The sequence below is a fragment of the Streptomyces sp. NPDC001401 genome (assembly GCF_042895385.1).
In the GTDB taxonomy this organism is placed as follows: domain Bacteria; phylum Actinomycetota; class Actinomycetes; order Streptomycetales; family Streptomycetaceae; genus Streptomyces.
This window is the reverse complement of the sequence record NZ_JBIAWI010000003.1, coordinates 501,730-523,806: the sequence shown is the minus strand read 5'-3', so window position 1 is coordinate 523,806 and position 22,077 is coordinate 501,730. Positions and strand designations below refer to the sequence as shown.

Sequence of the window (22,077 nt, the reverse complement as noted above, 5' to 3'; positions counted from 1 at the left end):
CAGCCTGCCCATTCTTGCGACCAACGGCGCCGGTTCTTCGGCCTGGTTGTCGCCGCGCCGGGAATTCTGAGCATTCCAGCCCCTCACCGACCAAACCAAACCCGGAGGCGTCTGTTGGTCGAACTCAGTCACGGCCTCAGTCAGAAATCCGTCCTGGTCCTTTCCGGCGAAGGCCCGTACTTCAAGAACAGCACGTACTACGACGGGACGATGTTCGACGCTCACGGCACCCGTCCGCTCGCGCCGGAGTACCCCGGACATCCACTCGGTACGCTGCGCTTGATCGATCTGTCCTATTCGGACGGTTCACGGCAGCAATCATTGCTTCGCCCTAAACGCGGCTTCGTGCCGCATCTCACCTCCTACACCCTTGAGTCCATCTTGTCCGCGGCTGATCGGCCCTTCGAGCTGATGGATCTGCAGGATGTCTGGGACGGCGGCGGGGAACCGGCCGTCCGACACCCCGTCGTCTTCCTGTCGACCACCTTCATCTGCGACAAGGCAACCCTGCGCCGCGCCCTGACCTGGATCCGGGAACGGTGCGAGGGCGCGCTGGTCGTTCTGGGCGGGCAGTACAGCAACCTGAAGTACGACCCGATCCTGCGCAGCCAACCCGAGGTCGACATCGTCGTTCGCGGTGATGGCGAATACGCGATTCCGCTGCTGCTGGACGCACTCGACCGGGGTGACCGTCTGGATCAGGTGCCGAACCTGGTGATCCGTACCGGACCGGACAGCTACCAGATGACCGACTTCTCCTACATCGACCTGGAGGAGCACCCGTCGCCGGGGTTCGGGACCGGTCATCGTCCGGTGGTGCCCTACGAGTCGATGCGTGGCTGCCCGTTCTCCTGCAAGTTCTGCTCGTTCCCCTTCGCCTCTCCGAAATGGCGCTACAAGTCTGCGGAGAAGATCGCCTCGGACTGGGCGCGCTATCGAGAGGTCAACGGGGCGCGCCACATCCGTGCGATGGACTCGACGTTCACCGTGCCGCCGACTCGGATGCGGCGGCTGATGGAACTGCTGCCCGCGGTGGACGTGACGTGGGAGGCCTATACCCGGGCCAACGTCATCACCGGCCGGGAGACCGTGGAGAGGCTGGCCGAGGCGCACTGCGCCACGCTGTCCATAGGATTCGAGTCGATGAGCCCCAAATCCCTGACGCTGATGCGCAAGCAGGTCAGGGCCGAGCACAATCGCCGGGCCCACGAGGCTCTGTCCGGCGGCCCGGTCAAGTACCGGACCTCGTTCATGGTCGGTTACCCGGGCGAGACCCCAGAAGACTACGAACTCACCCACCAGTTCCTGCTCGGCGAGTACACCGGCCACTTCATGCTCTCAGCGTTTTCGATGACCGATGAGACGATGCCGGTGTGGCAGGACGCCGAACAACTGCGCATTGAGGTGGAGGACTTCGAGGACCCCGACGCCGCGTGGAGTCACATCGGCATGAACCACGTCACGGCCAAGCAACTGCGGAAGCGGACGCTGGACGACGTGCGGCTTCGAAACGACAACGCCGTACTCCTGCTCTGGCAGTCCGACTATCACACGCCGCTGATCCCGCATCTCTCCGTCCAGACCAACTTGTGGGCCGAAAAGCTCGTGGAACGACTGGGCATGCTGCCGGTCGACATCCCGGACGCACAGCGACGAGTGGACGCAGCCGCCGACCTGCTCGGCTCGCTGGAGTCCCTCGGAGTGCGCGCGAACGCATCGGTTCCCGTCATGACTCAGGAGCCGGTGCTGTGACCGACCGCCGATTCAGCTATCTCCGTCTCGAGGACGTCTCCGTGGAAGTCGACGACGGCACGTTGTACTGCGACCCGCTGACGTCACTGGTCGCCTACCCGTCCTTCGAGAGGTACCTGATCGAGGTGCTCCCGTCGTTCGCCGAGGACGGCCTGCACTTCGCGATCGGCGACGTGGACGGCTTGCGGGAGTACGTGTCCGAGCGACGGGCCGGTGACCCGACGAGTTTCGGGCATCTGGCGGGCAACGCCTGTATGAAGACGGTCGGCAGGGTGACCTCGGGATGGGCGGCGACCGAACTGGCCGATGCCGCGTTCCGCGTCTGCGGGACGTTCGGCGGAGACGAGGTCATCGTCGCGGCTTCGGGGATCAGCCACGAGCAGTTCGCGGAGAAGATCCGCGCACTGTGCAGCATGATCAAGGCTGCTGCCCCGAGGCCGTGCAGCTTTGCCCTGGGCACGCTCGAAGACCACACAGTGACCCAGAACGGGGCCTCGGTCGCTTACCGCCGCATCGTGTCGCTGGTCGACGCGCAACTCTTCCATGAGAAGGAGCAGGCACGGAGCAGCGGAAGACACCTCAACGGGTCCGTGACCGATCTGGGTCTCGTGAACCTGCTCGACCAGCAAGAGGCCGGGCATCCGGCACGGATTGGAGGCGGACTGTGAATCACACGATGACGACCGGCCTGAACGGCGAGAGCCTTCAGGCACTCGCGGTACAACACGGCGTGCCGTACCTGGACGTCGCTCTCATCGCGGCCAACTCCGAGGGCGCCCGTCCGCTGCAGGGCTACCCGAGGGCCCGGATGCAGCTTCGGCCGAACGGCTCGAGCGAGACGTGGCAGATCATCCTGCCGTTCGACAACGCGCAGTCCCCGTTCGAGGTGATCGACGGCTCGCTGCAGCTCGCGGGCGAGTCCATCGCTGACGTGGTCGCACTTGAGAACGACGACGTCGTACTGACCTACCTGCGTGCAGGCGGCCGGTCCATCACCCTGAACACGCATTCACGGTCCAAATGCACGGGGTGCCTGTTCTGCCCAAATGTCATCGAGGACGCCGCCGACGAGACGCTGGCCACGGCCGATCAGCTCAGTGAAGTGCTGGAATGGCTGATGGCGGACAACGGCTGGCCGGACCTCGGGCACGCTGAGGTCATCACCGTCTGCAGCGGTTGCTTCCACTACCCCGGGATGGCGATCGACCACATGGCCGCACTGCGGATCGCGGCCGACCGCTACGGGTTCACCGGCCGACTGCATCTGCTGTCCTCCGTGCTGCGGGACCGCGACGACCTCGAGCGATTGCGCGAGAAATGCGGTCCGTTCCATCTGACACTGACGATGGAGTGTTTCGAGCGGAGGTCGCTGCTGCTCAAGGACACCAAGGCCTCGCTCACCCTGGAACGGGCCGGCGAGATCCTGGAGGACTGCAGGGACCTGGACATCATCGGCGATTTCACGTACGTGGCCGGACTCGACTCCCTCGAGACGGCCGTGAACGGGATCGCACACTTGGCCCCACGGGTCGGCACCTTCCCCAGAATCCAGGTCTTTCAAGCGCACAACGACTACATGCGGCGGGCCCGGCACCGCGAGGCCGAGGACCTCAACTACTACCTTGACCTGAGGTCGGCGCTGGAGACGGTGTTCGCGCCGACCGGACTGGCGCCCAGGTCGTGGGAGAACTACCGGCCGCTGTGGTACTCGGAGTTCGCCGGCTCGCCGGTGCCGGGGCCGAGGGTATGAGTCCGGGCTCCATCGACGGCCATACCGTGCGGGTGGCGGACGTTCAGGTGCGTGAGTTCACGGCCCCGGCCCCCGCACCCGCTCTGCATCATCCCGCGGTCCGGCCGGACGTCCGCCGTGACGCCGTGCACGGATGGCTGGTGGGAGTCAGTGACGGCCGGACCTGGGGGTGGTGGGGGCCGGTCGATCAAGCTGTGGCCGCTCGCATCCCCGACCTGGTGTCCGCCGCGTTTCCCACCTTCCCGGCCGAGGTCGAGGCGGCGGACTTCGCACGCCGACTGCGCCGGGCCACTCGACATGGGCACACCGGTCTCCTCGCACTCAGCGTCGGTTCACTCGAGCTGGCCCTGTGGGATTTGGTCGGAAAGCAGGCCGGACTCCCGGTGTGGGCCCTGTTAGCGCCGCAAGTCGTCGAACATGCCGTCCCTGCCTACGCCACGTGTTTCGGTGTGGATTCGACGCCCAGACGGGTGGCCCGGGTGATGGACGAGATCGCCGACTCCTTCGCCGTGCAGAAGTGGCGCCCAGACGTGCTGGGGGCCGCCTTGATCGATGTGACCAGGGACTTCACCGCACGGCGCGGGCCGGGACGGCTGGCCGTCGACTTCCACGGCACCTGGTCCCCCGAGCGGGTGCGACGGGCCTGCCATGCGTTGGGCAATGCACTCGCCTGGGTCGAAGAGCCGTATCACCCCGACGAGGTGGACACGGCGAGGGCGGACGAGTTCGGAGTACCCCACGCGGCGGGCGAGCACTGCTACGCCACCGCTGACGCGGTGCAGTTGCGGGCGGGACACGTCGACGTCTGGCAGCCCGACGCGGTGTTCTGCGGCGGCTTGATGAATCTGACACAGCTGGTGCGCGCAGCAGCGAAGGCCGGTGCACGCTGTGCCCCTCACGGCGGCGGATTCCTCCCGGCGTTGCATCTGGCGGTCGCCGGCGAGCAGATTGACCTCGTCGAGCTGCATCTGCTGCTGGAACCGCGGCGCAGTGTGCACCTGGCCGAACCGCCCCTCATGGATGTGAATGAACTGGCCATCCCGACAGCCCCCGGCTGGTGCGGTGAACTTCGAACGGATCTACTCGATGGCTGATCCACAACCCGTGCTTCTGATCGACGCCGGCGGAACACTGATCACCCGGACCCGGCCCGGGCTGACGGCCCGGGTCGTCCAGGCCGTCCGTCAGGCCCAGGGACTGACCGTCAAGGAGGAGTCTCGCCTGCGTGAGGTGATTCTGACGGCGGCCGACCCGGATTCCTGTCTGCGCGCACTCGACATGCCGTCGGACATCCGAACGCTGGTGGCGGAGGTGCTGGCTGAGGATCCGGGGGACGCCGTCGTGCTGCCCGGCGCAGAGGAACTGCTGCGTACCGCCACCGAACTCGGCTGGAAAGTCGTCGTCACGAGCAACGCCGGTCCCGGGACTCCGGATCTGCCGGACGAGCTCGGGCGCCATCTGAGCGGTGTCGTGGAGTCGCGGTACTGCGGGCTGGTCAAGGAGGATCCGCGGTTCTGGACCAGACTGATCGAGACTGGGCAGTTCGACCCGCGGATGGCGCTGGTGGTCGGCGACAACGAGCAGTCAGACCGGCGAGCCCCTGCGGCTGCCGGACTACAGTCCCGGCTGGTGGTCAACGGCCTGGCGTCGCTCACGGAGGATCTCGGGGCGGCGGGTCCGTTGCCGGCGGACGCGACGGCGGTCGTGGCCGGCGACCACGTCGGCTGGGCTGGCCGGGACATCGTCGTCGCACCGCATCTCGACGCCCTGGTCGTCCGGGTCACCCGAGCGCGGGTGAGGTACTCGTCGGGCTCCGTGTCCGGGACAGCCGTCGTGGTGAAGCGTCGTTCCGGCCCGCCTGCGGTGTTCGGCCATCAGGCGCAGTTGCCAGGTGTGGCTTGGCTGCTGCGAGGCAGAGAACGATCGCCGTACAGGATCCCCGCGAGTCTGCGGTCGCTGCTCGAAGAGAAGGACCTGTCGCTGGATGTGCTGTCCGCGTCCGATCGGAGGCACGCGCTGTCCATGATCCACGAGGCCAGGGCAGACTCAACGGTCTCAGAACGCACGGCCGATCTCGTGCGCTTCCTCGAAGATCGCAAGGAGTATGGAGCCCCGTCATGACGCACGACCGTGAGCTGTTCTCGGGCACGGCGCACTACTACGCGCGCTACCGTTCGCCCTATCCTGCCGAACTGCTCGACAGCCTCGCCGTCACCTTTGGCCTGGGCGCCGGCACCGAGGTCCTGGATCTTGGATGCGGTTCCGGCCAGCTCGCGTTGCCGCTGTCGCGGACCGGAAGCACCGTCTGGGCCATGGACCCTGATCCGGACATGATCGTCGAAGGCGTCCGCACGCAGGCCGACGGCGAATACGGCAACGTGCGCTGGATTCTGGGCCGGGGCGAAACCGTGCGTTCGGCGGGCCTGCCCAAGGTGCGGCTGTGCACGATGGGAGCCTCGTTCCACTGGATGGATCGCGATCTCGTGCTGAAGGCGCTCGACGAGACCGTCGAGCCGGACGGCGGCGTGGCGCTGGTCTCCGGTTCGGCGAGCATCTTCTCGAAGTCCGGTGCGGTGGAAGGAGCCTGGCTCGACGTCACCCGCGAAGTGATCACCGAATTTCTCGGGCCGCAGCGGCGGGCCGGGCAGGGCACCTACAGCCATCCGAAGCGCGGCCACGAGGAGGTTCTGCTCGACTCCTCGTTCAAGCGGCTGGAGACGAGCCGGTTCACCTCCACCCGACTGATGTCGGTGGACGACATCGTGGGGCAGCAGCTGTCCACCTCGTACGCCTCACCCGTGCAACTCGGGGAGCGGCTGCCGGAGTTCCGCGCGGAGCTGTCGCGTCGACTGCTGGAGCTGAGCCCCGGTGGCAGGTTCGAGACCGTGGAGCACACCGATCTGATCCTGGCGTGCCGGTGACGACGCCGGGAAGCAGCGCGGCTGTGGACTACTGGCGGGCGGCCTGCCTCCTCGGCTTCAGTCATGCCGCCGGCCTGACGTGGCCGCCGCCGGGTGCGCCACAGCGGCGACGAGCCGTCGGACACTGGGGCTGCAACCCCGGCATCGCCTGGGTGGCCGGGCACCTGGCGCAGGTGTCGAGCGAGGAGTTCCTGCTGATCGTGGGGACGGGCCATGCGGGGAGCTATCTGTTCGCCCAGCAGGCTCTGGGCTCTCCGGCCGCAGTGGCCTCGATCAGCGATGCCAACCGCCGGTACGGCCAGCCCGGCGGCGCCCCCACCGAGCTGCTCGGGGTCCCCGACGTGCCCTACGTGGGCGGTGAACTGGGGCCGGCGCTGGGTGTCGGCCAGGGCATCGCGGCGTCCCTGCTCGGAGTTCGCGTCGTAACAGTGATCGGCGACGGCGAGTGTGAGACCCCTGCGGCTCTGGCCGCGTTCGCCCATCACGACGTGCTCGCGAGGGCGCCCGGCAGCTGCTGGCTGCCGGTGGTCAACGTCAACGGCGCCCGGATGGGTTCTTCGGCCCGGTTCTCGCCGAAGGGGCTGCAGAGCCTTCTGGAGGGCATGGGGTACACGGTGCTCATCAGCGGCGCGCACACCGACGAGGCCGCCGAGGCCGCCCGACGCGCGTGGGAGCTGACCGAGTCCGGAGTGCCGGTCGTCTGGCTGAGCGTCACCGACAAGGGCTGGCCGGCACCGGAACTGCTGGGCGGTCGGCCGTTCCGGGGCCCGCACGCGCACAAGCCGCGAGGTCTGGACCTGGCGGACCCGGACGTCCGCGCCGACATCGACGACTGGCTGGGCAGGCTGAACGACCCACCGGTGATCTCCGAGGACGGCGTCGCGTCACCCGCGGTGCGAAGGCTGGCCGGCCGGATCCGACTGGACCTGCCGACCGCGCCCGGACGGCCCGTGCCGACCGCCGTTCCGGACGCTACCGGCACCGCTTCGCCCATGGTTGCCGTGGACAAGGTACTCGCCGACCGGTCGGTCCGGGTCTTCTCGCCGGACGAGGCGGCCTCCAATCGAATCGATCGCTGCCTGTTCGCCGGCTTGGTGACCGAGGTTCTCGCGGAGGAGCTCTGCTCGGCCTGGGCCTGGGGCACCATCGAGGCAGGCGTTCCCGCCGCGCTGGTGTCCTACGAAGCCTTCGCGCCATTGGTGGCGACGCAACTGGCGCAGTACATCAAGCTGATCACGGCCCGTCCGCCGGCCGGGCGCCCGCCGTACGCGATCGTTCTGACCAGTCTCGGCTGGGGAAACTCGCCCACGCATCAGAACACGGATCTCGTCGGCAGTCTGCTCGCCCGCACCGGTGACTGCCCGGTTCGCGTCGTGTTCCCGATCGGTGCCGGGTCCGCACAGCAGCGTGTGCAGGAGGTTCTTGACGACTGCGATGTCCTCGCCGCGGTCGTGTGCTCCAAGCAGCCACTGCTCGATCTTCCAGATCCCGGTGGTGCGGCAGTAGGAATCAGGTTGCGGTGCGCGACCGATGACGATGCGACGATCGTCGCGGTGGGCGACATCGCCGTCACCGAAGCGGCCGCCGCAATGGCCTTGGCGGCGGAGCACGACGTGCGGGTGGGGATCATCGCCCTGGTGGAACCGGGGGTCCTCGATCTCGATGCGGTACGCCAGGCCAGTCGTCCGGACCTCCCCACGGTGTGCGCCTCGTGGGTGGCGAGCCATCATCTGGCTTCCGTGTACCACGCCGTCCGGCCCACCGCCTCGGCGCATCGGGGCTACCGCGAACGCTGGGGGCCGACCGCATGGGAGACCTTGGCGGCCAACGGGTTGACGCGATGGTCGCTGCTGAGTGGTCTGCGCGCCGCCGGATGCCCGCTGCCGGCGGAACTGGATCGTCCGGCCGGTTCGGAACCCGGACCGCTCGACCTGGCAACCCTGTCCTACGAGGTGAGAAGCATATGAACCCGTTCCGTTTCGGCGTCCTCACCAAGGGCGCGCGTTCCCGGAAGGCCTGGCTCGAACTGCTGGCCAAGGTCGAGGACGCCGGTATCAGCAGTCTGCACATGCCGACGCATACGACGCCGCAGTTCTCGCCTGCCGTGGCGCTCGCCGATGCTGCGGCGCGCACCACGCTGCGGATCGGCACGCTGGTCCAAAACAACGACCTGCAGCACCCCGCCCTGCTGGCTCGCGAGGCGACGACACTCGCCCTGTTGTCGGACGGCCGGTTCGAGCTGGGTATCGGCGCGGGTTGGATGGAACGCGACTACCAGCAGCTCGGACTGCCGCTGGACCCGGGCGGGGAGCGGGTCTCCCGACTGACCGAGGCGATCGACGTTCTGCGCCGATGCTGGAGCGGCGAGGAGACGTCGTTCCAGGGCGAGCACTACACGATCCATTCGCTCCAAGGGCTGCGGGGCCCATCGGTCCCCCTGCTCATCGGCGCCGGCGGCGACCGCATGCTCCGGCTGGCCGCCGAAGCTGCCGACATTGTGAGCTTCTCCCGCAGTATGTCCGCCGGATCGACCGCTCACGAGATCGCTCTGGATGCGTCCATGGAGTCGACCGAGAGGAAGGCGCGGATCCTGCGGGACCACCTCGGGGCACGTGCCGCCGAGGTCGAGCTGAACATCCTGGTCATCCTGGCAGGTGTCGGAGCCGATGCGCAGGCCAAGGTGGACCACTACGTGTCGCAGACAGGCGTGAGCCCGCAGATGGCTCGCGAAACCCCGGAGAACCTGCTCGCCTCCTCGACTGACGAACTGGTGGACCTGCTCCAGGAACGCCGGGCGCGCACCGGGATCAGCTACTACGTGCTCCGCGAGCCGGATCTGGATCAGGCGCGGGCAGTGGTCGAAAAGCTGACCGGTACGCCGTGACGAACTCAACCCAGCTGACTGAAGGACTGATGATGCTTCACACAACCCGTGATGTTCACTCGGCTGAGATCAACGACGTTCCCGCCATCATCGAACGGCTGGAGGCGGACGGCGTCGTCCTGGTCCCCGGCTACCTGGATGCCGAAGCCGTCGCCCAGGCGACGAGCGAGTGTCGCGAACTGTTCGAGCGAACGCCGTCCTGGGCCCATCACGAGGACTACTCGGTGGGTCAGTCGGTCCGGATGGAACGCAGTGACGTCGACCCCGCCGAATTTCCAGTCGTCTCCTCGGCGTTCGCCCGCCCTGAACTGGAAAGCGTGGTGGACGCGTTCTTCGGGGAGGGCCACATCTTCAGCCGGACGATCTACGCCATCCTTGACATCGTCGGCAGCACCACTCATGTGCAGCAGCTGCACTACGACAAGATGCGGCACCTCAAGTCGTTCGTCTACCTGACGGACGTGGGGCCTGAGAACGGTCCGTTCCACTGTCTGCCGGGTTCACATCGTGTGGCCCGCGAGCAGCAGCGCGAGAACCGGGAGCGGCGCATCGTGCCGACGGACGAGGACGTTCGGCAACTGCCGAAGGGGATGGCCGGTCGGGGCATTCCGGTGCTGGGCGAAGCGGGCACGCTCATTCTGTTCGACAGCGACATCCTGCACCACGCCGGCATCGTCACCGAAGGAGAGCGCTTGGCGATACGCAGTCTCAGCTTCGGCTCCTACCGGTCCGAGACCTGGTACCGCAAGGATGGGAGTGTCGAGGTAGCTCCCTGAGCGGCCTGATACTGGGACGGGAGCAAGCCGGTGAAGGACATCGCCGTCCACTGGTGCGCCGCGCAGCTCGAAGTGGGCGAGGGCCCGCGCTGGATCGACGGACGACTGGTACTGGTGGACATCCCTTCCGGCACCCTCTATGAGGCCGACGGAGACGAACCGGGCCCCCTGCGGCAGCTCCACCGCCTGGAGGTGCCGTTGGGCGCGGTCGCTCCCGTCGCCGGGGCACCGGGCCAGTGGATCGTCGCCGCAGGACGCGGAATAGCCCTGCTCGACCGGTCGGGTGAGCTCGACTGGTTGGCCCGTCCAGCCAAGGGGGGACAGGCAGCCCGGCGTATGAACGACGGGGTCTGCGATCCGTTCGGCCGATTCTGGGCGGGGTGCACCGCCTGGGACACCACCCCCGGCGCCGGGGCCCTGTTCCGTGTCGACACCGACGGCACCGTCAGTCAGGTCCTCGACGGGATCACCACTCCCAACGGCCCGGCCTTCAGCCCCGACGGAACGCTGCTGTATCTGGCCGACAGCGACCGTTCCGTGGTCGACCGTTTCCCCGTGGACCCGGTCACCGGGGAACTCGGCGAACGGTTGGCGTTCCTGACGTTCGCGGCCGGTGGCCCCGACGGAATGACCGTCGACGTGGAGGGGAATCTCTGGGTGGCCCTCTGGGGGTGCGGCGAAGTCCGGCAGTTCACCCCTGACGGCGCCCTGAAAACGGTGGTCACGGTTCCGGCGCCCCAGGTGACCGCGCCGTGTCTGGGCGGCCCCGAGGGCAGGAAACTATTCATCACCACGGCCAGGTACGGTCTGGGTGCCGACGCCGGCGGCGGCTGCGGCGACGTCTTCGCCGCCGATGTGTGTACGCCCGGCCTTCCGGCTGCTTCCTTCGGCCCCTTGACACGCGGCGGACGTGGGTAGGCGGCTGGTTCCGGACGGTGGGTTCGTTAGCGGGCGCGATGGCGCAGCGCGAGTACCGACCACGAATAGCGTCCCGGCGCGAGCGCGAGCACCTGCGCGCCGTCCGGCAGGGTCTCCCCTTTGATCAGGTCCGCCAGTCCGCGGACCACGGCGACACCGAAACAGTGACCCGTTTCGAGCCCGGGAACGATCTGGCGCGGTATTGCCGAGGCATGGGCGATGAACCGGCGGGCTCCCGGTGAGTACGCGCCGACCAGCATGCCCGTCACCTCGCTCGCCGCCCAGCCAGTGGCCGAGAGCGCGGCCCGAGTGGCCGTACCGCCGTCGACCATGGCCCGCAGAGCCGCCAGGGCCGGTCGGGGCCGGGGTGGGAGCGCGCGCGTGGTCGTACGCAGAGCGACCACCTCGAAGCTGGGCCCGGGTGGCGGTTCCTGGCTCAGGGGCCGTTGCGTGATCACGTTTCGTCCGGAGCGCCGTGCTGGCCCCTTCTTGGAGGGGACACCCTGGTTTGGGCACGTGGCGGACGCAGTGCAGGCACGGTCTCAGTGATCATGTGAGTGTCGAAGTCCCATGGTCGCGCTGGTCAGGTCATCCCGTCGGCCGAGCACGATCGATATCCGATCCGAGCTCGTCAACGAGCGCTTGGCCCGCATCCGCATGGATCTTGAGCTGGTCAGTGCCTATGTGCACCGTGTACGCGACGAGGTGGTGGAACTGCGTGTGACAGGGCAGTCGCTGCAGCAGATGTCAGCGCAGATCCATCTGAACACGCTCAAGGTCACCGCAGCGGAACTCACCTACCAGGCGGTCGACCGCATGGTCCAATTGGCCGGGCTGCGCATCGGCTACAACCGCCAGTCTGTGCTTCCGCTGGAGCGGTGCCTGCGTGATCTGCGCTCGGCGAGCCTGAATTACGCGAATGACCGTCTGCTTGTGGTCAGTGGTTCGCTGACCCTCATGGACCGCTCGGTGCGGCTCGCCTGACCCATCAGTCCGACTCGGATAGGGCTGCGAACGAGCTTCCAAAGAAGAGCAGGGGAGTGGCGTCCGGGTGGCTGCTGAGTGCCACCACCCGGCCCACCACTAGGAGATGGTCGCCGATGCCGTACTCCTCGACCAGTTCACACTCGATGTGGGCCACTGTGCCGTCGAGTAGCGGGGCACCCGTGACCTCCCGGCACCATCGCACCCCCGCGAACCTGTCGACACCGCTGTGACTGAATTTCCTTGCGAGTTCGACCTGATCCGCGGCGAGGACGTTGACCGCGAAATGGCCGGCTTCCCGGATCCTGGGGTAACTCCTGGACGTGAGCGCGGGAGCGAACGCGACCAGGGGCGGCTCCAGGGACAGACTCATGAAGGACTGGCAGGTCATACCGGCCGGGCGACCGTCGTGCGAGGCGGTCACAACGGTGACGCCGGAACAGAACCTGCCGAGCACGTTGCGGAAAAGGGCAGGGCTGATGTCGGTGGTGGCGTCGGCCTGATCCGTCTGCGGCTCTCCCTTCCGCCCGGTCAACGGCTCGGGGTGTTCCTGCTCGTCGAGCTTCATCCCCGTCAAACCCTCCCGCGCAGCGCGGCGTTGTCCGCTCCACGGAGCCGTGACAATACGTTGCCGACGTGCATGAACTCCTGCTCCGTGGTCATCCGGCCGAGGAGGATGGTACGGACGCCACAGGTGACGTAACCCCTCGCGTAGTCGGCCACCCGGTCGTAGCTGCCGACCAGGTAGGGCAGATATCCTCGGCCATTCCGATAGGGGCCGGTCCAATAGACATCGTCATAGAGGACGCCCTCCTCCGCGACGCGGGCCATCCGCCGAATGTGATCTGATTCGGAGTTTTTTCTCCACCGAGCCTGGATCTGCCCGGCACGTGATTCCACGGACAGGGATTCAGCAGCATCCCAGGCCTCGGCATCCGTTTCCCTGGCAATGATTCCGAAGCGAACGCCGAGCCTGTTCTCTCCGCGGCGCGACTTCGCGAAACTGTCCGCGAACTGGCTCAGCGGTTCGGGGTGCGTCAGCGCGACATCGCCTATTGCGCGGGCTACCCGACGTCCTGCCTCAGATGAGCCGGGAACAAATACGCGGGGATAGTGTTCCGGAGGCAGGCACGAGTGCGTACGCAGCCCATGGAACGTGTAATGCTTCCCCTCGTGGTCAAGGCGCTCATTGGTGGTGAGCAGCGCTCGCAGTACGCTCATGTACTCAAGCGCTCGTTCGAACCTCCCGTCATGGTCGACCGAGTCGCCCACCTGCCGGAGCTCTGCTTCCTTTCCTCCGGTGATCAGGTTGATGTCCACACGACGGCCGTACAGGGAGACAAGAGTGTGGATGAACTTGGCAGCGGTGAAAGGTGGCAGTGAATAGGGTTGCAAGGCGATCAACGGCGTCAGGCTGGTCGTCTGCTGCAGGATCGCCGAAGCCGTCCCCCAAGGATCCGGCGCCCCGTGTTCGTAGAACACCAGCAATCCTCCGAAGCCATGGCGTTCGGCCAGGCGCGATACATTCCCGATATGGGTGAAGTCACTCTGGGAGGCTTCTTGCCCTGGCGCCGTTCCATACACCTCGAAGTCATTTTCCATGGGTTTCCTTCTCCTCGTGGACTGCGTGAGCGAGAGTTCACTCCTCACGATGGCCGTCTTCCTTGCAGATGATCGGAGACAGTTCCGCCCACAGCATGGCCGGCGTACTGAACGTCCGAGCCACGAAGCTCTCGTCCGGAATGGTGAAGTCGAAGGCGTCTTCGAGGTCGAGGATCAGGGAGACGATACCCAGAGAGTCCAGGCCGAGGTCAGAGAGGGCCGCGTCCGGGCGCAGTCCGTCGCTGCTGGGTAGGAGCGGAATGTGCCTGCGAACGATGTCCTCGAACCGGTCCGGCCATGTCCGCTGCGTCAATTCCTCGTTATGTGCCGAAGACAATCAAGCCCCCTCAAAAGATAGGAACCATCGAGTGGTCGGGCTTCTCCGCGTCTGCGCTCCAACTCCGGGTGCGAGTCCGGCAGCCCCATTGGCCAACTCTACCCGCCACTCCTTTCATGGATACGAGAGGGAGAGAAGTTGGCCGACAGTGGCCAACCCGGGTACATCGTGTTGATCTATGCTGGGACTTTCGGTCTTATGGATGACGACACCGGTGGTGCGGGCTATGATCGCAGAGATGACCTGAGGGAGCAAGAGTTGTCGGACGACCTGCATTGCGACTCGGATCAAACGGAATCGGTTTTTGTCGCACCCATCCGGACTATCGGTGCGACTTTCTCGGGGCAAACCTGCCGAGTGGGCCCACCGACGTGGGGGCAGATCGGTATGTGGCTCATGCACAAACGGCTGATCTCGCGGACCGAAACCCTCAATCTGCAGGTGAGTTTTCAATTCTCGGAAAACGTGTCGCTCGACACCATCGTATGCGGCGTCATCGCGCTTGTCTGTCGGCATGAAGCACTCCGCACGATCTTTGAAGAGATCGATCACAGTCGATTTCGGACAGAAACACTGGGTGATGGGGAGTTTGAGGCCAGAATATATACGGCAAGAGAATCCCCTCTCCCGACCGATGTTTTTGTGGAAAAGGTGCTTACGGTCGAGCGGCGGCACTCTTTCGATCTCCAAAGGGAAGTTCCCGTTCGATTGACAGTGATTGAGCTCCCGTCCGGAGAACACTGCGCGTCGCTTGTTGTCTCACATATGGCGGCAGACGGTTTCTCGGCCGGAGTTCTCACGCGCGACCTTGAGGAAATCATCGGGGGAAGGGAAAGTCCCGTCACCGATCAGCGGGCCTCGGTTGAGACTCGGACTCGGCTGCAACCATTCGAGATCGCCACTGGTGAAAATTCTGCTACCGGGGAAGCGGAGAACAGGCGCTCTCTGGGATACTGGAAGAAAGTTCTCAAGTGCTCGCCGCGCACCGTCTTTCCATGGGGTCGTGGCATCGATAGCAGCAGGCTGGAGATGCGGATGGTCCTAAATTCGCGAGCCGTACTTCTCGCTATTTTTGAGCTGGCCTCTCGGTACGAGGCAAGAATGCCGAGCGTTGCGTTGGCAGCGATCTCGACAGTCCTTGCCGGCGTCTCCGGTGACCCACGTGTCATGTATCAGGTGGTATGCAGCAACCGAGTTTCGGGTGGTATCCGGAATTCCGTCGGGTGTATTGCGCAAGGTGGACTGTTCTTTTTGGATACCGATAGCCAGACGTTCTCCGAGCTCATTGTCCGTACCGGCAGGGCCGAACTGATGGCTTACGGCTCTGCCCGCTACGATTCCGTGCAGCGCAACGTGGTGGTGAACGAAATTGGTCTAGAAAGAGGAGTGCGGTTTGACTTGCACACGATCGTGAGCGACGCCCTGCTCGCAGATCGCCGGTTGGGAGCAGATCAGCGGCACGATCTCTACGCCATGGATGAGGCTCTCAGCGAGACTCGGATCGAGAGCAGCATTTCGGGCGTTGTCGCATCGGAGCGTTTCTTTCTCCATATGAGCTACCGAGACGGTATGGCTCAATTGATCGTGAAAGCCGATCCTGCGACGTTTACCGAGCAGCTCGTGAGCGCTATTTTGCAGGGTATTGAATCCGTGCTGGTCGCCGCCTGTCGAGAGGACAGGTCGCCATCCGAGCTCGCGCGTGACGCAGGAATTATTTCCCCGGAAAGGGGAGAACAATGGGTGCAGACGGATGCGGGATGGGTGGATCTTTCAGCTGTCGCCGAAATAGTGGAGCGCGCTGGGCCCACGAAAGTGATATCTGTCCGACACAGTGAGGAAGAGGGGATCGTAGCATGTCTGGACCCCAGCGGCACCCAGATAAACGAGGGGGCACTGCGTGGGCGAGTAATGAACCTGCTCGCCGAGTATCCTTCGGCGTCAGCCCCCGAACGCTATGTGTTCGAAGCGCCTAGCCTCGATCTTGCATGACGGTCCGCCGACGGAGTCGGTGGACCGTTTTCGTGCCGCGGACTGGAGATGTGCAGGGCGAGGGCCCGAGTGCCGCCTCGGGGTGGCGCCAGGTTCCACTGCTCCGGCTGTTGAGTTGTTGTCGTAGGGACCGGGGGCTCGGGCTCGGTGTGACGGCGGTAGTCCCGCTGGGCGCGGCGCTGGGCGCATTGCTGCTGGGACCGCGCAACGCCGCGCGTGTCCTGCTCCCTTCCAGGGATGGGGCTGCTGATCATCTCCGGGTGTTGTTCCCGGTGACGGCACTGCCCGAACCGGTCCAGTGGGTCGCCCGCAAGGGCCGTTGCATGATCACGTTTCGTCCGGAGTGCCGTGCTGGCCCCTTCTTGGAGGAGACACCCTGGTTCGGGCAGGTGGCGGACGCAGTGCAGGCACGGTCTCAGTGATCATGTGAGTGTCGAAGTCCCATGAACACCTGGCGAGTCCGTGCCTGCTTCTGCATCTTCTCCCATGCCCCACCGCGCTGGCCCAATTGGGCCGGACTGCCGCGCCGTCCCGTTGGCGGACGCGGTCGCATTGGCCGGCTTCCTGGACCTGGTCCCCGACCCGCGAGGCGTCCGAGGCCGCCGCTACCGGCTGTCCGCCCTCGTCTCCGCAGCCGCGGCGAGTGTTCTGGCCGGTGCACGCTCGCTCACCGCGATCACGGAATGGATTGGCGACGTCCCTGCGTGGGCCTGCCGGGTTCTCGGCTTCCCCACCGACCCGCTCTCCGGCACTGTGGCCGTCCCACACCCCCACACCCTGCGCCGTCTGCTCGTCCAGCTCGACGGCGACGCCCTGGACCGGGCGATCGGCGCCTTCCTCACCGCCCGCGCCACCCCGGCCGGCCCCGGACTGCGGGCGATCGCCGTTGACGGCAAGGCCCTGCGCGGCTCGCGCACCCCCGTCACCGGACACGTCACCCTGCTCGCCCCGATGGACCACGCCGGCCACGTCCTGGCCCAGCGCCAGGTCGCCGACAAGAGCAACGAGATCCCCGCCTTCCGGCCCCTGCTGGACAGCCCCGACCTGACGGTAACGGTCATCACCGCCGACGCGCTGCACACCCAGCACGCTCACGGCACCTACCTCCGCGAGCGCGGTGCCCACTACATCGCCCAGGTCAAGGTCAACCATCCCGGCCTCTTCGACCGCGTCCATCGCCTGCCCTGGCGCGAGATCACGCTCACCACTACGACCACACCCGGGCCCACCACCGCCTGGAGATCCGGCGGCTGAAGACCGCGCCTTCGCCCACCTCGACTACCCCGACGCACGCCAGGTCCTGCAAGTCGTGCGCTGGAGGAAGGACTTCCAGCGGCAAGCTCACCATCGAGCGTGTCTACCTGATCACCAGTCTGCCGCCCGGCGCGGCTACCGGCGCCCAGCTCGCCGACTGGATCAGAGGCCACTGGAAGATCGAAAATCTTCTGCACCACGTCCGCGACCGCACGTTCCGCGAGGACGACTCCAAGATCCATGTCGGCCATCTCCCACGCATCATGGCCGGCCTGCTCAACCTTGCCATCGGCGTCCACCGTCAGGACGGCCACACCAACATCGCCGCCGCCCTACGTCACACCGCTCGCGACTGGCGAAGGCCCCTGGCCGCCCTCGGCATCACCGGATGAATCCGGACAGACCCCGATCATGCAAGGGACCCAGGAGCTGCTTGCTGACGCATCGGTGAACCTGAACGTGGGCGAGATCGACGCGGCTTCCTCGGACAGGCAAGGGCCCATGTCCATCAGCGAGTTGACGGTCAACGTCGCGCAAAACCTGCGTGAAGCCATGTCCGAAATCGAGGCGTTCGCTAAGGATCTGGGCGTGGAACTGCCCAAGGCGCAGAGCTGAGAAGCTTTCCGTTTCCATGGAGGCGGGGACGCAGGCCGAGGCTACGCGTTCGCCTGGCCTGGCGGGCGCAACCGTGCCCACCGCGCCGACGGACGAACCGAGCCCGGTCGGCCGCGTAGCCCCGCTGTCAGGAGCCGAGGACGTCCATCAGGTGGTCGTCGAGGTCGGCCACCCACTCCTCCCGCCGCCATAGCCGCAACTCCTGCCGTGCCTTTCGCAGCCGTAGCGCCGGCACCCGGCCGCCGGTCGTCGCTGCTGCGGCCACGCACTTGTGCAGCAGATCGGCTGCCGCGCGCGGCTCCCCGAGCCGGATCCGGGCGAGCGCCTGGTCAGTGGTGACGATGGCCCGTTGCACCTGCTCCCTCGGTGCCGACAGCACCTCCGCCGACCGGGCGAAGCGGTCGTGCGCTGCGGAGGGGTCACCGACATACAGCTCGCACACGCCCTCGAAGCCGCGGAGGTGACCGGGAGTGAACGACGTGGGTGCAGGATCACCGGTGTGGTCGGCCTCGATGTCGTACCAGGCCAGCCCGAGCGCGGCCTGTGCCTGCCGCTCCTGACCGGACCGCGCAGCGACTTCCGCTTGCAGCGCGTGCGCCCGCGCCCGTACGAGAGTGCTCTCTCCGGAGCGGGCGGCGCGGACGGCCTGGGAGACCAGGTGCCGTGCCTCGTCGAGGCCCTGCGTCGAGTACAGGGTGACCAGGGCGTGACTCATGTGGACGCTGGCCTTCCGCCAGGGCTGCGCCAGTTGCTCTGCCTCGCGCGTCGCCTGCGCGTACAGGGCGCGGGAAGCAGTGTCGTCGCGGGTCTCGAACGCAAGACGGCCGGCCAGTGTCGCTGCGGCTACCGCGACTTCCCGGAGTTGTGGGACGAGCGGATCAGGGAGGGGATTGGCGAGCAGGCGCCTGCACGTCTCGACGGCCGGGGCGAGCAGCAGTTGCAGCCGCACCATGGGCAGGCTGCCGACCTCCGCGTTGACGTCCGCCACCGCGGAGGCCAGTCCGGCTATGGCCTCCTGCTCGGTCCGACTCGGGTCCTGGAGAGCTGCGGTGAGCGTGGCCTGGATGGTGGGGGAGAGAAGAGCGAGCAGGCCGCCGCCCGCGTCGGTGGCTGCGCGGAGAATGATGCCGCGCAGTTCCGCCGTCCGCCGCTCGCTTTCGCCGAGCAGGCCGAGGGCATCCAGGTACTCGGCGAAGTCGGAGCCCGCGCCGAGGGAGAGTTCGCCGGCGGGCGTGCGTGCGTAGAGGTGGGCAAGGAGCAGCTGGTACCGCTCGTCGGGCAGTGTCGCTCTCTTCGGGGACTCCCAGCGGGCAACGGACCGTTGCACGCTCGCCACGGATGGCAGCGGCGACTGATGCAGTTCCCGGGCCAGGACGATGAGCGCACGGGCGACGTCGGCGAGCGACAGGCCGCGCCGGTGTCGCAGCGCCTTCAGCTGGGCCGCCCCCGCGGCTGCCCCCTCCATAGGGCACATAGTGCAGCACAAGGGCGGCTACACGGGCACGATCAGCCGGGGTTTCCCCTGATCCGCTGTGTAGTTGAGCGTCTGCCACGTCCCGGATGAGGGATCGTCGCCGTACGGGAAGCCGATCGTCATGTGGCTGCGGTCGACCATCCACCAGTTCCGGGCGTGGTAGGCGGGCGTCTTCAGCTCAACGGCGCCCAGCTCGACGACTTCCTTGATGCGCTCGCGGGTGCGTGCGATCGCCTGCCGGGCCTCTGCGGGCTGCTGGTCGACGGTGCCGGGCGTGACGATGGTGATGTCCGCGGCGGTGTTCCCCGCGAGCCACAGCAGCGACAGGCTGTCGATTCCCTTCGCGCCCCCGATGTAGAAGTGCGCGTCCTGAGCGAACGGGCCGAGGTAGTCGGCGAAGAGACGCGCGTACTCGTTGAGGCTCCGGTGCCCCGTGCTCCGCGTTCCCGTGATCGCTACCACCCGCATGATCAACTCCGTGTCGTAGGTCGTCATATCCCGCCCATCGTTCGCCGTTGGGATCGTCTGCGTGTGGACAGAAACGACCTGCAACGACTCGCCGGTGACCTGGAGGAGTACGGCCTCCGGGTCACCGTGGACGGCAGCGCGCTGCGGCTGAAGGTGACGAACCCGCTGAACAGCCGCCTCACCGAAGAGATTCTCACCAAAGGCGAGCAATACGTCACCGGGTTCGACTACGCGATCGGCGAGTACGGACATGAGCAAGCCTGCGCCGAACGCATCGCCCGCATGCTCGCAGTCGGAACCTCGGCCATGGCCGCCCCCTCCGAGTCCGCCAACCGGTTGCCCGCGGAGGCTCATCGATGACGCCCCCGGACACCGCCCACCACATCGAGGCACACCCCGGCACCCTCACCCGCACCAGAGCAGACCGGCACCTGGCGGCCGGTCACTGGCTCCTCTCCGCCGCAGAAGACACGCAGCAGGCCCGGAAGGAATGGGCCGACAACGGGATCACGCTCCTACGGTGCGGAACTCTCTTCACGGCCGTCCGTCTCACCGCCGCCCTCGTGCACGCCGCCACCGACAGCGACGACTTGCGGGACGTCAACGCCTACCTCCGGCAGGCCCTGCTCGGCGGGCCGGTATTCGCCGACACTCGCTGGCACCTGTACTACGCCCTCGTACCGGAGGGCACCGACCGCTACCCACCCTGGAGCTACCGCAGTGACGACGCGGAATGCCTCGGCCCGAACGCCTACCTCGGCGTCCCCGACCCCACGCACACCGACCCGGGCGCCGGCTTCTCGCACTGGTGCGTCCCGCCGCACGACCCCGAGACGCTGTGCAGCCCCGACGCGGTCGCCCAGCTCCTGAGGGACGGCCGGTACCGGCTCACGGCGGCGGAGGCGAGCACCGGTGTCTGAGAACAGGCTGCTCCCGCTCGACGCCGACACGATTCAGACGGCGTACGACTCCGTGCTGTGGGCTCCCCGCCTGCCGACCGGTGAGGATCTGGGCACCCTGAAGCGGCAGCTTCAGGGGCATGTGCAGCTCCTGATCCCGGAGGTACAGGATCTCGCAGCAGGTATGAGGGGTGAGATGCGACGGCTGGCGGTCCACGTCCTCGTACGTGCGTTGCAGCTCCTCACGGAATACGTCGGCGGTTCCCCGGCCTGCGACGCGTTTGACCTCGCCACTATGGCCCGCGCCCTCCTGACGCTGTACCAGCACCCCGGCCCGCTCGGCGAACCGACCGGTGCTGACGAGATCGGCGAGGAGGTGCGCCGACGCCTGTGCTGCGCCTGCTGGGAACCGATCGCCGACGACGAGTCGTACGAGCGGCGGACGCTCGGCAGCGACTCCAGCGGCGGAATCCACGGCGACGTGCACCCCGAGCTGCACGTCGGTCGGCCACCCCTCCTGGCTCCTGTGCCACCGCAGGGCTTGCACCCATCACAAGGGTTCGGAAGGAGATAGCGCCGGGTGAAGTCACCTCTATGTCGACCGCGGGCTGTCCGCGAACGGCTTCGGCTCGGCTGAGCCCGAGCCGTGGCATTCCAGCATGCTCATCGGTCAACGGACGCGTTCGGCGCGGCGAAAAGTCCTTGAAAGCACTGGCCAGAGAGGGGTTCCGCTCTTCGTTGGACCCACGGTGTCGTGGTCGCGACCCAGTTGCGATCACCGGGGAGGTCCCTGCCGTGGCGCCGATTCTGTTCATTGCTGTGCTGTTGCTGCCGTTCGTGGCGATGGCTGGCCCGTTCGCGCTGTGCGAAGCGTGCAATTGCGTACGTCCCGGGCGTGGCCGTCACCGCCGCGTCGTACGCGGACGCCACGCGGCCCGGGGAGCGCGGTGATGAGCGCGCACGCCCTGGGTGCGACCCCGAGCGTCGTATGGCGCTGGACAAGCTGCACCCCCAATGCCCCTGCACATGCCCGTGCTGCCTTGCGCTGCGCCCTGGACCAGCTCGGCTACGACGGCGAGGTGATCAGCGACGCGGTGCTGGCCGTCTCCGAATTCGTCGCCAACGCCACCGAACACGCGGTGGGGCCGTACGAGATGCGGCTGCGACGCACCGCCACGGAGGTCATCTGTGAGGTAGAGGACCACGATCCCCGCATCCCGACGATTCCCGAGTTCCCAGAGAAGCCACCGTTCTCGCCGGCGGAGGAGAACCGTGGGGGCGGCCTGGAGGCGCTGTGCGCGCTGCTCTCCGAGCGCGGGCGAGGCCTGCACATCGTCCACGAACTGACCAAGGGCGCATGGGGGTTCCGTAGCCGAAAGCGGACCAAAACGGCCTGGTTCGCGCTCCCAACCGCCTCGTGAACTCCGAAGTAATCCTGAAAGCGAGGCTTGCTG

Annotated in this window: 25 protein-coding genes; 19 read left to right on the top strand and 6 right to left on the bottom strand. The window is 66.8% G+C overall.

Going from position 1 to position 22,077, the window contains the following annotated elements:
• The first annotated feature begins 114 nt into the window (after nt 1-114).
• The 10 genes from ACFY10_RS14365 to ACFY10_RS14320 are packed head-to-tail and all read left to right on the top strand — an operon-like array spanning nt 115 to nt 11,001.
• On the top strand, nt 115-1,752 hold the full coding sequence (locus ACFY10_RS14365) for a B12-binding domain-containing radical SAM protein (protein WP_390665393.1): 1,638 nt from the start codon (nt 115-117) through the stop codon (nt 1,750-1,752).
• Nucleotides 1,749-2,420 carry a hypothetical protein gene (locus ACFY10_RS14360; protein ID WP_390665392.1) on the top strand — a complete coding sequence of 224 codons (672 nt, stop codon included), beginning with the start codon at nt 1,749-1,751 and terminating at the stop codon, nt 2,418-2,420. Before ACFY10_RS14365 ends, ACFY10_RS14360 begins: the two co-directional genes overlap by 4 nt.
• Entirely contained in the window at nt 2,417-3,502 is a 1,086-nt protein-coding gene (locus ACFY10_RS14355; protein ID WP_390665391.1) for a radical SAM protein, read from the top strand. Before ACFY10_RS14360 ends, ACFY10_RS14355 begins: the two co-directional genes overlap by 4 nt.
• Complete coding sequence (locus ACFY10_RS14350) at nt 3,499-4,596, top strand: enolase C-terminal domain-like protein (RefSeq protein ID WP_390665390.1); 1,098 nt, start codon at nt 3,499-3,501, stop codon at nt 4,594-4,596. Before ACFY10_RS14355 ends, ACFY10_RS14350 begins: the two co-directional genes overlap by 4 nt.
• The gene (locus ACFY10_RS14345) at nt 4,589-5,623 is read left to right on the top strand and encodes an HAD family hydrolase (RefSeq protein ID WP_390665389.1); all 1,035 of its coding nucleotides are present in this window, start codon (nt 4,589-4,591) and stop codon (nt 5,621-5,623) included. Before ACFY10_RS14350 ends, ACFY10_RS14345 begins: the two co-directional genes overlap by 8 nt.
• Nucleotides 5,620-6,423, top strand: coding sequence for a class I SAM-dependent methyltransferase (locus tag ACFY10_RS14340; RefSeq protein WP_390665388.1), 804 nt, complete (start codon nt 5,620-5,622; stop codon nt 6,421-6,423). The genes ACFY10_RS14345 and ACFY10_RS14340 overlap by 4 nt, the downstream gene beginning before the upstream one ends.
• Complete coding sequence (locus tag ACFY10_RS14335; RefSeq protein ID WP_390665387.1) at nt 6,414-8,390, top strand: hypothetical protein; 1,977 nt, start codon at nt 6,414-6,416, stop codon at nt 8,388-8,390. The genes ACFY10_RS14340 and ACFY10_RS14335 overlap by 10 nt, the downstream gene beginning before the upstream one ends.
• Nucleotides 8,387-9,307 carry a TIGR03621 family F420-dependent LLM class oxidoreductase gene (locus ACFY10_RS14330; protein WP_390665386.1) on the top strand — a complete coding sequence of 307 codons (921 nt, stop codon included), beginning with the start codon at nt 8,387-8,389 and terminating at the stop codon, nt 9,305-9,307. The genes ACFY10_RS14335 and ACFY10_RS14330 overlap by 4 nt, the downstream gene beginning before the upstream one ends.
• Nucleotides 9,304-10,083 (top strand): phytanoyl-CoA dioxygenase family protein, encoded by a 780-nt coding sequence (locus ACFY10_RS14325; protein ID WP_390665385.1) that lies wholly within the window; start codon nt 9,304-9,306, stop codon nt 10,081-10,083. Before ACFY10_RS14330 ends, ACFY10_RS14325 begins: the two co-directional genes overlap by 4 nt.
• 30 nt (nt 10,084-10,113) lie before the next feature.
• On the top strand, nt 10,114-11,001 hold the full coding sequence (locus tag ACFY10_RS14320) for an SMP-30/gluconolactonase/LRE family protein (protein WP_390665384.1): 888 nt from the start codon (nt 10,114-10,116) through the stop codon (nt 10,999-11,001).
• A 26-nt stretch (nt 11,002-11,027) separates the two neighbouring features.
• On the opposite strand, the gene ACFY10_RS14315 is transcribed toward ACFY10_RS14320, so the two are convergent.
• Nucleotides 11,028-11,459 carry a hypothetical protein gene (locus tag ACFY10_RS14315; RefSeq protein ID WP_390665383.1) on the bottom strand — a complete coding sequence of 144 codons (432 nt, stop codon included), beginning with the start codon at nt 11,457-11,459 and terminating at the stop codon, nt 11,028-11,030.
• A gap of 112 nt (nt 11,460-11,571) precedes the next feature.
• Here ACFY10_RS14315 and ACFY10_RS14310 point away from each other — a divergent pair, with 112 nt between their 5' ends.
• A complete protein-coding gene (locus ACFY10_RS14310) occupies nt 11,572-11,985 on the top strand; it encodes an acyl-CoA dehydrogenase family protein (protein ID WP_390665382.1) in 414 nt (137 codons plus the stop codon).
• A 4-nt stretch (nt 11,986-11,989) separates the two neighbouring features.
• Here ACFY10_RS14310 and ACFY10_RS14305 read toward each other — a convergent pair whose 3' ends face one another.
• The 3 genes from ACFY10_RS14305 to ACFY10_RS14295 are packed head-to-tail and all read right to left on the bottom strand — an operon-like array spanning nt 11,990 to nt 13,900.
• The gene (locus ACFY10_RS14305) at nt 11,990-12,553 is read right to left on the bottom strand and encodes a flavin reductase family protein (protein ID WP_390665381.1); all 564 of its coding nucleotides are present in this window, start codon (nt 12,551-12,553) and stop codon (nt 11,990-11,992) included.
• A 5-nt stretch (nt 12,554-12,558) separates the two neighbouring features.
• On the bottom strand, nt 12,559-13,587 hold the full coding sequence (locus ACFY10_RS14300) for an LLM class flavin-dependent oxidoreductase (protein WP_390665380.1): 1,029 nt from the start codon (nt 13,585-13,587) through the stop codon (nt 12,559-12,561).
• Between the two features lie 37 nt (nt 13,588-13,624).
• Complete coding sequence (locus tag ACFY10_RS14295) at nt 13,625-13,900, bottom strand: phosphopantetheine-binding protein (RefSeq protein ID WP_390665379.1); 276 nt, start codon at nt 13,898-13,900, stop codon at nt 13,625-13,627.
• Between the two features lie 222 nt (nt 13,901-14,122).
• On the opposite strand from ACFY10_RS14295, the gene ACFY10_RS14290 reads away from it, so the two are divergent.
• From ACFY10_RS14290 to ACFY10_RS14275, 4 genes are all read left to right on the top strand, one after another.
• A complete protein-coding gene (locus ACFY10_RS14290; RefSeq protein ID WP_390665378.1) occupies nt 14,123-15,913 on the top strand; it encodes a condensation domain-containing protein in 1,791 nt (596 codons plus the stop codon).
• Nucleotides 15,914-16,399: 486 nt separating this feature from the next.
• Entirely contained in the window at nt 16,400-17,167 is a 768-nt protein-coding gene (locus ACFY10_RS14285; protein ID WP_390665377.1) for an ISAs1 family transposase, read from the top strand.
• Between the two features lie 263 nt (nt 17,168-17,430).
• Nucleotides 17,431-17,559: a hypothetical protein gene (locus tag ACFY10_RS14280; protein ID WP_390665376.1), complete on the top strand. Its 129-nt coding sequence runs from the start codon at nt 17,431-17,433 to the stop codon at nt 17,557-17,559.
• 19 nt (nt 17,560-17,578) lie between these two features.
• Nucleotides 17,579-17,782 carry a hypothetical protein gene (locus tag ACFY10_RS14275; RefSeq protein WP_390665375.1) on the top strand — a complete coding sequence of 68 codons (204 nt, stop codon included), beginning with the start codon at nt 17,579-17,581 and terminating at the stop codon, nt 17,780-17,782.
• A gap of 127 nt (nt 17,783-17,909) precedes the next feature.
• Here the strand turns inward: ACFY10_RS14275 and ACFY10_RS14270 are convergent, their stop codons facing one another.
• Both ACFY10_RS14270 and ACFY10_RS14265 read right to left on the bottom strand, forming a co-directional pair.
• Entirely contained in the window at nt 17,910-19,247 is a 1,338-nt protein-coding gene (locus ACFY10_RS14270; RefSeq protein WP_390665374.1) for a hypothetical protein, read from the bottom strand.
• Between the two features lie 27 nt (nt 19,248-19,274).
• Nucleotides 19,275-19,751: a hypothetical protein gene (locus ACFY10_RS14265; protein ID WP_390665373.1), complete on the bottom strand. Its 477-nt coding sequence runs from the start codon at nt 19,749-19,751 to the stop codon at nt 19,275-19,277.
• 36 nt (nt 19,752-19,787) lie between these two features.
• On the opposite strand from ACFY10_RS14265, the gene ACFY10_RS14260 reads away from it, so the two are divergent.
• From ACFY10_RS14260 to ACFY10_RS14245, 4 genes are all read left to right on the top strand, one after another.
• Complete coding sequence (locus ACFY10_RS14260; protein WP_390665372.1) at nt 19,788-20,084, top strand: hypothetical protein; 297 nt, start codon at nt 19,788-19,790, stop codon at nt 20,082-20,084.
• A complete protein-coding gene (locus ACFY10_RS14255; RefSeq protein WP_390665371.1) occupies nt 20,081-20,644 on the top strand; it encodes a hypothetical protein in 564 nt (187 codons plus the stop codon). The genes ACFY10_RS14260 and ACFY10_RS14255 overlap by 4 nt, the downstream gene beginning before the upstream one ends.
• Nucleotides 20,637-21,197, top strand: coding sequence for a DUF6415 family natural product biosynthesis protein (locus ACFY10_RS14250; RefSeq protein ID WP_390665370.1), 561 nt, complete (start codon nt 20,637-20,639; stop codon nt 21,195-21,197). The genes ACFY10_RS14255 and ACFY10_RS14250 overlap by 8 nt, the downstream gene beginning before the upstream one ends.
• Nucleotides 21,198-21,573: 376 nt before the next feature.
• Entirely contained in the window at nt 21,574-22,044 is a 471-nt protein-coding gene (locus tag ACFY10_RS14245) for an ATP-binding protein (protein WP_390665369.1), read from the top strand.
• Nucleotides 22,045-22,077: the final 33 nt, after the last annotated feature.